Source organism: Agrobacterium sp. FDAARGOS_525, assembly GCF_003938925.1.
In the GTDB taxonomy this organism is placed as follows: domain Bacteria; phylum Pseudomonadota; class Alphaproteobacteria; order Rhizobiales; family Rhizobiaceae; genus Agrobacterium; species Agrobacterium pusense.
In genome coordinates, this window is record NZ_RKIU01000004.1 from 450,479 (window position 1) to 462,656 (window position 12,178).

The following is a 12,178-nucleotide window of genomic DNA, read 5'->3' on the forward strand; positions in this document are numbered from 1 at the left end:
CCGGCCGCTGTCAACCGCCTTGCGGACCGTTGCTCGGCCGGGCGGCGCGCACTGCCGCGAGCCCCCTGATGCCATCGCGATTGCCGATGGAGGCGAGGCTTTCGAATATCTGGGCGGCTTCCCCATAACGGCGCATGGCGAGATAGGAGTAACCGCGCAGCACCATCAGATCAGCACGCTCGTCAGCCAGCCGGGCCCGTTGGTCGAGGAGCAGAAGCGTTTCGGCGTAACGTTTCGACTGGAAGGCGGAAACCGCGCGATCGGCAAGGATCGAAACCTGCAGCTCCGTGGCTCGCGGACGATCCATGCGCGATTTCGTCGCCGAGACCGCAGCATGATCCGTCAGCCCCATGCGCAGATAGGCGAGGCTCTGACCATAGGCCGCATCGCTTTTGACACTCGACTGGCCGCCGGCAATGGCGGCTTCAAAAGCTTTCAGCGCCTCGGCCGGTCTATTCGTCTCCATCAGGCACCAGCCGAGATCGAGCGCCTGCTGCGGCGTCAATCGCTGCGGATCAGGATAGGCGGCACAAGAGCGTGGACGCGAAGCCGTGTTGTTTGCTCTTTGCGCTGGCGAAGACAGTCTCGCCTGCTTGCGTGACGGTTCAGGCGCCTGGACGACGGGTTGAACATAGGTCACCGTCCCTCCCTGCGCCGTCTGAGGCACGGGCGCTGTCTGCTGCGGGGCGGTGGCGAGAGGCGGCGCGGTTACCGCCACTGCCGGCTGGCTGGACTGGTCTACCATGCGTGCGGTACCCACATCGGCAATACGCTGCGAGCGACCCGCCCATTGCTGCTGAATGCCCCGCAGGCCAGCGAGGTTGCGCAGGTCGTGATAGCTCAGTGCCACGCCATAGGCAGACGGCTCATCATCCGCTTTCCAGCCAAGCGCAGTGCTGAACCATTGCAAGGCGAGCTGGCTCTGACGGAACGCAAGCGAATACCAGCCGAACTGTTGTGCCGTCGCCGCGTCCTTGCGCGCAACGGTTTCCGCTGCAATGCGCTGCAGTACATCCGGCGGCAGCACCACGGGCGGCTCCAGCGCGAGAAGATTGGCGGTTGCGGCAAGATAGGTTGCGAGCGCATCGTCGGATGTCGCGCGCCATTTGTACATGACGTCCTCGGCTTCACGCGGCTCGTTGCGGTCGATCAGCGCCAGCGCCAGCCCTTGCGAGGCCGACGCGCTGTCCTCTTCCTCTCGCGCCTTGCGGAACCACTTTTCGGCCTCCGCCATATTTTTCTGGCGAATATTGTACCAGCCGAGCAGCAGCGCGTCGCTTGCGCGCTTTTCCGTTTCGGCAAGCCGTTCAAGCCGCATCAGATAGGCAGAAGGGACGGTGATCCCCTCTTTCTCTCCTGCCTTCGCCACGAACTGGCGCGCGAGATCGTTCTTGACCGGCTCGAATTCCAGCTGTCCATCGGCGCCGGGCTTTTCCTTGGCCAGAAGCTCACCCATCATTTCCGCCGGCAGCAGCGCGGATGCCTTTTGCACGGTGGCGAGCCTATCACTTGCGACAGTGCAATTGTTGAGAATGTAGAGATAGGCGTCGCGCGCCCGTGCCATCCTGTCCGTATTGGCAAAGGCATCGGCAACCCGCCACAGAACGTCGACCTCGCTGCAGGTCAGCAGACCGGAATTATTGGCGGCCGTATCCACCACCGTCGCATATTGCTTAAGGTCAGACGCGTTGATGAGGCGCTGACGCGCCTCGGCCAGAGACAGCATGCCGGTCAGGTTGTCCGGCGGCTGCCAGCCAGGCTCTGTCTGCTGGCGGTCGGCAATCGCTTTCCTGACCTCGGCATAACGGCCGTCGGTATAAAGCTGCCACATGGCATCGAGCTTCGCATCGCCATTTTCCGGAACAGCAAGCGGATCAGCCGGTGGCGTCCAGTTTGGATAAAGCGTGCGAAGTCGCGCGATTTCGGCCTGAAGGCGTTGCGTATCGCCTCTCGCGGCGAAATAGCGCAATGCACTGAGATCGACTTCCGGCATATCACCCGACGCCGCCTCCGCCACGCGCGCGGCAGGCGCCTGCGCCGTCTGTGTTTGCATTGTCTGGGCGCCGGTCTGTGGCAACGGTCGCGGCTCGGTTGCCGGCACCGTTACCGGCGGAGTCGAGGACTGCGCTAACTGCGCCATCTCGCGATTCTTGACGAAAGCGTTGATTTGCGCCGGATTTGCCGCAGGAGATATCCGCTGCGCGGCGCGATTGTCCCCCACCGCGGAGGTGTGGACGTCCGACACGCGACCGAGAATGCTGTCACGCCAGTGGAAGGCGGCAAGCGCGACTAGAAGCAGGATGAGGGCCGAAGTCGATAGAGGCTTGTTCATCGGCATTCCCCGTTATTTCTTGCCAGAAACGACAATGCCAGAAGATGCAATGTGGAAGGATAATAAAGTGTTGGCTGAAAGCTCTTCAGTTCTTCCGGAACGGCGGCCCCGCCTGCGACACAGGCCGCAAGTGCCGGAATGATGCGATAGCCTGGATCCGACAGCACATCCTTGACCGCTCCGCTCTTCAGATCGAAAGTGCCGGCCGCACCGCTTTCCAGCGTCATGCCGTTCTTCAGCCGGTTGAGCAGCTCGGGCGAGCCCATATTCGCCCGAGAGAGATAAAGCGGAATGCGCACCGCATTGTAACCGAACTCCGGCGGGAAACCCGATGCCGGCTGGGCTCGCGTCCGCACTGATACCCAGTCGGCCGGTAGTTTCCTCTCGCCAAAGGCAAAGGCACCAATCTGCGTCACCCCGTCATCGGCTACCGCTTTCCAGAGCGGCGACGGCGCGACGAGATTGAGAACCGGGAAGGCCTCGAATATCAGATACGACGGATTAACCACCGGACCGTCATCTCGGTCTCCCTCGCCAAAACCGGTTGCAGCCGGCAGGAGCAACGTACGCCCTGCGCGCTCAACCACGTTTTTTTTGAGGATGGCGGATGCCATGGCTGTGGATGCCTCGGCGTAATCCTGCCGATTCCATTGCCCGGCAGCCAGCGCCAGCGCATAGGCGATCAGGATATCGCCATCCGTAGCGTTGTTGATATCGGTCACATGCGGACGTGTGCGCGGATCCCATTTCCAGGCGGATAGTCCGTCATCCCGCACCAGCAGTTCGGTGCGTGTGAAACTCCAGATCAGCTCGAAATCGGCGAGGCTGTCGGACAACACGGCAAGCCACATGCCATAACCCTGACCCTCGCTGTGGCTGATATTGCCGTTGCCCGTATCGATGATGCGGCCACCGGGATCGAGAAACGCACTCTTATAGGCCGACCATGCCTCCGGCGGGATCGACGCGGTGCGGCCCGCTGAAACGGCTGTCAGCAACGTCATGATGGAAAGGACGACAACACCGGCCAGTTTCGAAATTCCGCTCTTCATCGATGTCGCCCCATCATGCGCAGCATGGCAAATGTCGCGAGACCGAGGAGCGACACGAACCCAATGAAGGCCAATGAATAGGAGAGAACGTTAGAAGACAGCCAGTTGGCCGCAATCAGCCTGAAGTTCGAGAAGGAAAATGGCCGCGTGCTATAAAGATATGGCCGTTCCACTTCGACAGTCTCGATTTTTTCAGCACCTGCGTCGTAAGCGGCGACACGCCCCGTGACGCCACCCCACCGGTTTTCACGCGTCATCGCCGCCATGCCCCCCAAAAGCTCTCCTGAACTTGGCGCGGTTGCGAGCGTCCAAACCCCTTCACCTGAGGGGCTCAGTCCCTGGGCCAGCATGAAGGAAACATTGGCAGGCGGCGCATAGGGCTGCTCGGCTGCAGGCAGGAAGCGCAATGTATCCGAACTCAGGTCGAAGTTGCGCTTCATCCATTCCTCAAAGGACGAAACCTGTCCTTCCCAGATGCCGCCGTCGACCCGTTCACGCCAGTCATTAAAGAGGTTTTCACTGTTTTGGGCAGGCTGCTGAACACCGGCTCCCACTTTCCAGGAGATCTGGCTGGAGGGAACGAGATTGAACTGGCTGATCAAAGCCTGCGGAAATTGTGAGATCGTACCAACGAACAACGCGTCCCGGTCGCCGATTACCAGTGGCGACGCGACGGTCTCAATGTCGATCGGATGCCCCGCCACGCTCGCCAGCCGGCTGATGAGCGTAGCCGCCGCGGACATCGTGTCCGTGTCAAAACGATCAAGAGACAGGGCGACGGGAGTAGTCCCAGTGCGGTAGGGCTGCCCGGCGCCAGCCATAGCAGCGAGATCGGGTTTGCGACCAATCTGCGCATAGTCCGGAATATGAATTTCCGATGTGTCGAACAATGCAAAACGGGGCGTTGCGCTCGCTGGCGCACCCGGTGCGCAGGCCTGATCCTGCGCCGTCATCAACACCGCTTCAATGGTCACCTTGTTCGGACCCGGCTTGAAGTGCCGCATTGTCACATTGATCGGCAGATGTCTGAAAATACCCCCGCCATTATTGGAGATAGGCACGGTGGAGGCGATCTGGTCATTGACATAGATGTCGACATGGCTGCCGGGCAGCACCTGCGAGGAATAGGCTGCATCCAGGAGAAGCGACGCTTCGCCATAGGCCGACGCATAAAAATCGGCGGGCATGCCGATGTAAAATTCATTGCGGAAACGCCGGCCGCTGAACTCGCTGCTTTCGATACCGAGTTCCGAAAGCGCGATCCGACGGTCCGACATGATCAGTGGCACATCGGGTGCGTGCCAGCTGCGCGTCGAAAAAGTGGCTCGCTGAGCGCCCGGTGTTCGCGAGATCGAGGAAAACAGCGTCTCTATCGCCGCTTGCACCGCCTGGGGGGTCGGACCGGTGACGAGAAGCGGCGACGCTCCGCCCGCGACGGCGCTGCCGAAGCCTGCGAAAGCGCCCGCTGATGCTTCAGGTGGCAAAGTTCCGGCCATGCCGGCGATTTCTCGAGCGGTGCCTACGAGGACCGAAAGCGTTCCCGCTTTCCGTTCGACGGGAGGGGCCGTCACAAAACGGACCGTCTGGTTCGGCATCTGGGTTCTGAGCGCCAGCGCCTGCGAAAGACGCAGGAGAGAATCCGCAAATGCCGGATTGCCGAGCGCCGGTGCCACGATTTCGATCGACGTCGTCGCCTTGCCATCCGGTCCGGTCGCCTGGATGTCGTCGATGTTGGCGAAACTGCCCGCAACATCGGCGTTAAAGCCTATGAAGGTATTTGCCGGATCGACATCGGTCCATAGATCGTAAGTGGACTGGATCGTGCAATCTGTTCTGTGGCGCTGCTGCACCCCGAGCGACACGACATTCGCGCCGACCTGAAGGACACCGGGCGGAATTTTAAGGGAAATATTCCCCTGACTGTCCGGCGCCTCGATACGCGCTGCACCAAGCCCGACATTGTTCACGCTGACCTGAAAGTTCGAGCTTTCCGGAGCAACAACGATCGCGTTCTGATAACCGACATTCAGCGATACGGCTGCATTCACCTGCTCTGGCGTCAGATAGATACTCCATTGCCGCCGGTCCATTTCCCCCGAAAGGCTGAGCTTTTCATAGGGAAGGATATAGCGGCGACGGCCATCCGCTGAAGAAGACGAGGCGCGCATGGAACCGGGTGAGATGCTTTCCCGGCGCGCGGGCACGGTCACCGGTGGAACCGGCGGCGGTTGGGCCGTCACGTCGGGGGAAGGCGCAGGCTGAGCCGTGAAGGGTGGCGGAACAGGTGGCTGCGCTGGCGTCCGGACCTCCTGCTCACGACGCGGTTCCACCGGAGAAATGGCGGGCGGCTCCGCGGGCTTTGGCGCGGTCTGGGCCGGCCTTTCCGGGGACATGTCGAAGGGGGATGACTGCGCAATGGCGCTCGTCGCGACTACACCCCAGATCATCACTGTCAGCGACTGCCTGATAGGTCCGCGCCCGGTCATTTTACGGCTCCAGCAGGTTTGACGGCCTTGGAACCCGGCCGCAGCGCGCGCGCCAGATAAAAGAGACCACGCTGCGTCTGGAAGAGCGATATTGCCAGGAAGGTCGCCGTACCGCGAATGAGGCCGGGGTTCCTGCGTCGCACACGCTGAAACTCGCTCCATTGCTCGGAATTGGCAAAAATCAGGTCGGCGATAAGGCGGTGATCGACGGCCCGCTGTGGGGAGAAGGTGCAGCCGATCGAAATGAACCCCTCGCCTCGCACCGTCCGCACAATATTGAGAGGCATCGTTTCCGGCACGCCCTCGCTGTGGGGTTTGACCCTGACGATCGCAGTCTCGCCTTTTTCGACCGTGGTTGCGTTATCGAATAGATTGATGAGCAGACCGTGGACGGAAACATTGTCGATGGAGGCCGGCACCCAGGTGTCGCTGCCCTCAAGCTTGACCTCGCAGCGCCGCTTCACGGTGATGCGCCGCGAGGCGGACTTGTCGCCGCGTTCAGAAACGACCCCCAGCGCGCAACCGGCGAAGATGAGGTTCAGCAGGTTCCAGCCGCCGACCACGAGCGTGACATCCGCCTTGTAGGGCTCGCTGTAGATACGCCAGACGGCAAAGATCATCGCCACCACCAGCAATCCGAAAATCACGAAGAACGGCCGGCTGATTTCCGAGAGCCGCGCCTCAGCGATGGATTCATCCTTCGCCGTGACCTTGAAGGTTGGCTTGCCCGGATTGAAGATCACTGAAACGACGGCGGGCAGGAGGTGAACCGTCTGCACATATTCGTAGAGTTCCGATATCCACGGCCAGCGGAAACTGCCGTAGAGATAGTTCTGCATCATGAGGTTCACGAGCATGTAGGCGGCCGTATAGGCCAGAAACTCGCCGCCCGAGGCCACAAATATCTGCAGGTCGAAGAAAAGATAGAACAGCGGCGCAAACAGGAAGATCGTGCGCGGAAACGGAAATAGCCAGAACAGCGTCGAGGACATGTAGCAGAGGCGCTGCGTGAATGTGAGGCCACGCTTGAACAGGGGCTGACGGAAAATCAGGATCTGCATCATGCCCTGCGCCCAGCGGCTGCGCTGACCGATGAAGCTTGCGAAAGTGGCCGGCTGCAGCCCGGCAATCAGGGGCTTGTCCACATAGATGCTGTTCCAGCCGCGGGAATGCAGTGCGAGGGCCGTTTCACAATCTTCCGTGATGCTGACACCGCTGAAACCTTCGGTATCCTGCAGGGCCTCGCGCCGCAGCACGGCGGCGGAACCGCAGAAGAAGGCGCCGTTCCACTTGTCGAGACCGCGCTGGATGATGCCGTAAAACATCTCATTTTCGCTCGGCATCGTCTCGAAGGTTCGTAGATTGCGCTCGATCGGATCGGGATTGACGAAGAAATGCGGCGTCTGCACTAGGAACAGCCGCGGGTCTTCTTCGAAATAACCAACGGTTTCCAGCAGGAAGTCGCGCGCGGGCGCGTGGTCGGCGTCGAAGACCGTGACGAGTTCGCCAGTCGAATGGGCAAGGCCGTTATTGAGATTTCCGGCCTTGGCGTGGACATTGCGCTCGCGCGTCAGATAACGCACGTCGAGGTCTTCGCAGAGCTTCTTCAGCTCTTCATGGCGGCGCTGCGCGGCCTGCGCTTCGACAATATTGGCGGCATTGCGCTTCTGCACCGAGCCCCCGTCGTCCAGCAGCCAGACCGTGAAGCGGTCTGCCGGATAATCCATGTTCTTGGCCGCCGCCAGCGTATTGGCCAGAAGCTCCGCATCCTCGTTGTAACTGGGCACGAAGACATCCACTGTCGGACGGTATGTGGGCGAGCCGGGCCTGGTCTTGCGAGACGGCAGCGGCATGGACACGATGACAAGGCTGAGCGCCAGCATCACCACGCTATACATTTCCGCCAGATAGAGCAGAAAACCGGGAATGAAGTTCTCAAGCTGATTGACGGGCGGCAACGTGCTTGTCGTGCGCCAGTAGACGTAACGAAGCACGATGGCCGTACCGAAACCGAGCGCCACCAGCCGCCAGACCCCCTGCCCGTTGAAGCCCTTGATCGTTGCGAGGAGAATAAGCGAGATTGCCGTTGCGACCAGGTGGGTCTGCAAGCTGACCGGCATCGTGATGATGGCCAGAACGCAAAGCGACACAAGCAACCAGACAATGATTGTGATGGCCTTGTTCATCCAGAAACTTTCCGTTCTCGTCCCCATCCGGAATTTCGGCCCGGAATCTCCGCTCTCGTCCCCGCCATCATCTGCATCCCTGGCCCGCCCCCGAACCGGAAAGGCACGATGGCGAGGGAATGGACACCTCAGGTACGCGCGATGATTGCTGTTGGCCTGTGACTGCCCCACCGCCGGCGGCGCGCGGGGCCGTCACCGCAGGCTGACCCGACGTACCCGCCGATACCGGCGAAGGAATGTTAACTGCTGCAACGGGCGGCAGCGGCTGTTGTTCCGGCTGGACCGGGGCAGTGGCCGCCGTACGACGAACCGGCCGGACCGGCACGCTGGCGGTCACCTCGCCGCCGGGTCGCATCGGCACCTCTTCCGACTTTATCGGATAGACCGGATTGCCGGGACGGCCGAGATTTTTGTCCACCGCCTGCGGCGTGCCATAGGGGTTCCAGCTTGGCGAGGCATAAGTCCCGGTGATGGTATAATTATACATCACCGCCAGAAGCCGCTCGATGCTTGCGCCGGATTGACAGAGGCGTAGCCGCACCTTGATGCGCCCCAGATTGCGGAAATCCTGCCGCATGCTTTCGGGGGAACGTATATCCTGCCAACCATAAAGGCAGGTATCCTCACCACGTCCCTTGCCAGCGGCATAGGAAAACGCGCCGTAACTGTTCTGCAGGTAATTTGCCGACATGGCGATGGTTTCACCGGGAAATTCCGCACGGATTTCCCGTGCAAGGGAGGAAGCCCTGAAACCGGTGAACGCCAGGGAATCGAGATCTGTATCACCCGCCTGCTGCGGACCGAAGAACTCCGCCTTGAGATAATTCTGTCCCGGCGTAGCAGCCTCGGAACGCAATATGACCTGCTGCGCCACGGCGTTGGAATAAGTGCGGCTGACGACGGTAACGATTTCGGGACCGCTAGGCGGCGGAAAAATCAGCGCTTCGGAGGGGGACAGAAGCTGCGTCCCGCCGAACGACCGAACGCCCGCGGGAGTATTGCAGCCAGAAAGAACCGCAATGGAAAACAGCAATGAAGTATAGGCAGAAAATTTCACTGCCCTTCGCCCCTTTTTTTCCCCGACGCCGCCCAGATTGAAAGGAAACCGAATCACCAATGACCAGACCATTGTTACGAAATACGTGAGGACTGCGAATAAGCAATCGCAAATTTCCGTTGTAATTTCTGATAGTTTATGGCCTGCGAATCGCTTTTTCGCTGCCGTTGGCGAGGGGAAAAAAGGTGGAACCAATCACGCCGCTGCGGGTTGGCTTTGCGTCAGATCGATAATTTTTGCGGTTGCAGCGCAATATGCCACATGGTCTATTTGCCTCCATAGTTACGTATTTTTATTGGTCTCAATTTATTCAACTGTAAAAACAGAGAGTTACCGCATGACCGTGCAATTTCCGAGTATCGCGCAGACACTTGCCGAGGAGATCGGAACATTACGCAAATGGCTGGATGAGGACGCCCTGCCATTGTGGTGGGAGGCGGGGTCAGCCCGGCCGGATGGCGGCTTTTACGAGCGTCTCGGTCAGGATGCGAAACCGGTTTTTTCCGATGACCGCCGCGCCCGCGTCCAGCCGCGCCAGGCTTATTGTTATGCCGCCGCCGGCCAGCATGGCTGGCACGGACCCTGGAAAGACGCAGTGTTGCACGGGCTGTCCTGGTTCGAGAAGGTCTATCGCCTTGAAAACGGCCTTTACGGCAACCTGGCCGACCAGACCGGAAAACTGATCGACCCCTCCTTCGATCTCTACAACCAGGCTTTTGCGCTTTTCGCCGCAGCACAGACAGCTGCGATCCTTCCCGAGCGGAGGAATGAGATGCGCAGCCGCGCGCTCGAAATCCTTGCCATTCTCGAGCGCGACTACAGACATCCCATCGCCGGCTTCGAGGAGGCGAACCCGCCGCGCACACCGCTTTGCTCCAATCCGCATATGCATCTTTTCGAAGCGATGCTGGCCTGGGAAGAACAGGATCGTGACGGCCCGTGGTCGGCGCTGGCGGACGAGATTGCCGGCCTCGCACTTTCCCGCTTCATCGATGACGGCAATGGCGGCCTGCGCGAATTCTTCGCCCATGACTGGACGCCCTACGAGGGGGAGAAGGGCCGGATCATGGAGCCGGGCCACCAGTTCGAATGGGCCTGGCTTCTGGTGCGCTGGGGCAGCCTGCGTGGAAACGAAGAAGCGATCAGGAAGGCAAAACGCCTGTTCGAGATCGGCGAGGCCTACGGCATCTGCCCGCGCCGGAAGGTGGCGGTAATGAGCCTTTACGACGATTTTTCGATGCGTGACGGGCTTGCGCGACTATGGCCGCAGACGGAATGGCTGAAGGCGGCGGTGCGGCTTGCCAGTGTGACTGATGGCGAGGAGCGGCAGCGTTACCTTGCCTCTGGTCTGAGCGCCATCGGCGCGCTGCAGCCTTTCCTTGACACGCCGGTCAAGGGCCTGTGGTTCGACAAATGGCCGGCGGACCGGCCGATGCTCGACGAACCGGCGCCGGCAAGCACGTTTTACCACATCGTCTGCGCCATCTATGAGGCAGAGGCGGTGCTGGCAGCAGGGTGAGGAACGTCGCGTACCGGCGAGCGACATCGCCGCTCGCCGGTTTTGATACCGGTCAAACCTTGGCCGGACGCACCACGCGCCAGTCAGGTCTGCCGAGATTGTGCGGCCAGGCATGAACGTCCTTGTCATTGAAGTAGACGACTTCTTCCAGCTTTGGAAAATCCGCCTGCTTCAGCGTCACGTCGTTCATCCACGGACGAACATAGGAATCGCTGCCTTCATAACCCAGTTCGGCGACCCAGACTGGCTTGTCGAAGGTCTCGACGAGTCCGTAGCCCTTGCGCAGCAGATCCGTGAAGGTCTTCGGCGCGCCATATTCGATCTTGTCGTAATCCTCGAGACCGAACACCGACAGACCGACCAGATCGGCGTAATTGTCACCGGGATAATAGGCCCGCAAACCATCCAGACCTTTCGGTGACCACATCACTTTCACACCCGGAACCGCCTTGCGCGTCATATCCACCACGCGCTTGTAGGCGGTGATGTAATCACGCGGGTTCCAGCCCGACCACGAGAAGCGGCCGGTCGTGTCTTCCATTTCCTGTCCCCAGCGCAGGATCAGCGGGCTCTTCATTGCCGACATGCGTGCGGCGATTGCCTGCATGTTCTTATCGTAATCGCCACTCAGAACCTTGCGGCGCAACTCGTCTGAAGAGAGGCGCCAGTTGACGTCCCACGACCAGGGTTCGACCGTGATCATCACATTGCGCTTGCGCTCCAGGGCATAGGCATCCGCAAGTGCGAGACTATCGAGATCCACGTCTTCCCAGGGCAAGAACAGGTGTTCCGTCGCCACCCCGGACTGGCCGGTGAAATCGCCGTGCGGATCATATGCGCCGAAACGTATTCCGTCCGCATGCAATGTCGGTCTTTTGTCGGCAAGTGTCTTCATGCCCGTCGAGGTCATGGGGGCGACCCCTTGCGCGTCGAGCTTGAGCACCGGATACATTCCGGCGGTAAAGGCTGCGGCGGCACCACTCGCGAACAGAAGTGTTCGTCTTGTTATCTGCATGACACCTTACTCCTTACCTTGTTGCCGTCATCGCCTTGTCGTAGGCGGCGATCTGCGGCGTGACATCGTCCTTGCGGACGAGCTTGAGGAATTCATCGCCAGGGCGTGGAGGGTTGTGCCGGAACACGTACCATTGCCCGCCCTGTTTGCGCTGGTAGAGCACATTGCCGATGCGACCATGGTCGAAGCAGGTATCGGCCTTGCCGCTTCCCGCCTCGGCTTTCCATGTGGCGCGCATGCACAATGTGCCATTGGCATCGACGGTCCAGCGGCCTTCACCGATGGACTTCTTGCCTTTTTCTTCCGTTGCAGCGATGAATTTACGGCCGTCGGCGATGAAGCGCCCGCCGCCCGTATCCCATTTCCAGGTCTTGTCGAAATACATCTCCACGACCTCGCTGGTTCTGAGCGGCTTCGGCGTCTTCGTGCCGCCTGCAGCATGGACGACGCTTGGCGCGACCACCGCAAGACAGAGTACGAAAGCGGAGAATCCGCATGTGCTTATTGTTGTTTTCATCACAGCCTCCTCCT

The 12,178-nt window shown here is 60.4% G+C and carries 8 protein-coding genes; 1 reads left to right on the plus strand and 7 read right to left on the minus strand.

Going from position 1 to position 12,178, the window contains the following annotated elements; genetic code table 11:
• Positions 1–10: 10 nt before the first annotated feature.
• From EGT36_RS18480 to bcsN, 5 genes are all read right to left on the minus strand, one after another.
• Positions 11–2,338 (minus strand): tetratricopeptide repeat protein, encoded by a 2,328-nt coding sequence (locus tag EGT36_RS18480; protein ID WP_172965668.1) that lies wholly within the window; start codon positions 2,336–2,338, stop codon positions 11–13.
• The gene (locus tag EGT36_RS18485) at positions 2,329–3,384 is read right to left on the minus strand and encodes a family 8 glycosyl hydrolase (RefSeq protein ID WP_125270812.1); all 1,056 of its coding nucleotides are present in this window, start codon (positions 3,382–3,384) and stop codon (positions 2,329–2,331) included. The genes EGT36_RS18480 and EGT36_RS18485 overlap by 10 nt, the downstream gene beginning before the upstream one ends.
• Positions 3,381–5,870, minus strand: coding sequence for a cellulose biosynthesis cyclic di-GMP-binding regulatory protein BcsB (locus EGT36_RS18490; RefSeq protein WP_125270813.1), 2,490 nt, complete (start codon positions 5,868–5,870; stop codon positions 3,381–3,383). Before EGT36_RS18490 ends, EGT36_RS18485 begins: the two co-directional genes overlap by 4 nt.
• Positions 5,867–8,056, minus strand: coding sequence for a UDP-forming cellulose synthase catalytic subunit (bcsA, locus tag EGT36_RS18495; protein WP_004438642.1), 2,190 nt, complete (start codon positions 8,054–8,056; stop codon positions 5,867–5,869). The genes EGT36_RS18490 and bcsA overlap by 4 nt, the downstream gene beginning before the upstream one ends.
• A 67-nt stretch (positions 8,057–8,123) precedes the next feature.
• Positions 8,124–9,113 (minus strand): cellulose biosynthesis protein BcsN, encoded by a 990-nt coding sequence (gene bcsN / locus EGT36_RS18500; RefSeq protein WP_172965669.1) that lies wholly within the window; start codon positions 9,111–9,113, stop codon positions 8,124–8,126.
• 337 nt (positions 9,114–9,450) lie between these two features.
• Here bcsN and EGT36_RS18505 point away from each other — a divergent pair, with 337 nt between their 5' ends.
• Positions 9,451–10,632: an AGE family epimerase/isomerase gene (locus tag EGT36_RS18505; protein WP_034498233.1), complete on the plus strand. Its 1,182-nt coding sequence runs from the start codon at positions 9,451–9,453 to the stop codon at positions 10,630–10,632.
• 52 nt (positions 10,633–10,684) lie between these two features.
• On the opposite strand, the gene EGT36_RS18510 is transcribed toward EGT36_RS18505, so the two are convergent.
• Complete coding sequence (locus tag EGT36_RS18510) at positions 10,685–11,647, minus strand: glycoside hydrolase family 26 protein (RefSeq protein ID WP_004438632.1); 963 nt, start codon at positions 11,645–11,647, stop codon at positions 10,685–10,687.
• A 13-nt stretch (positions 11,648–11,660) separates the two neighbouring features.
• Entirely contained in the window at positions 11,661–12,164 is a 504-nt protein-coding gene (locus EGT36_RS18515; RefSeq protein ID WP_004438628.1) for a DUF995 domain-containing protein, read from the minus strand.
• Positions 12,165–12,178 lie beyond the last annotated feature (14 nt).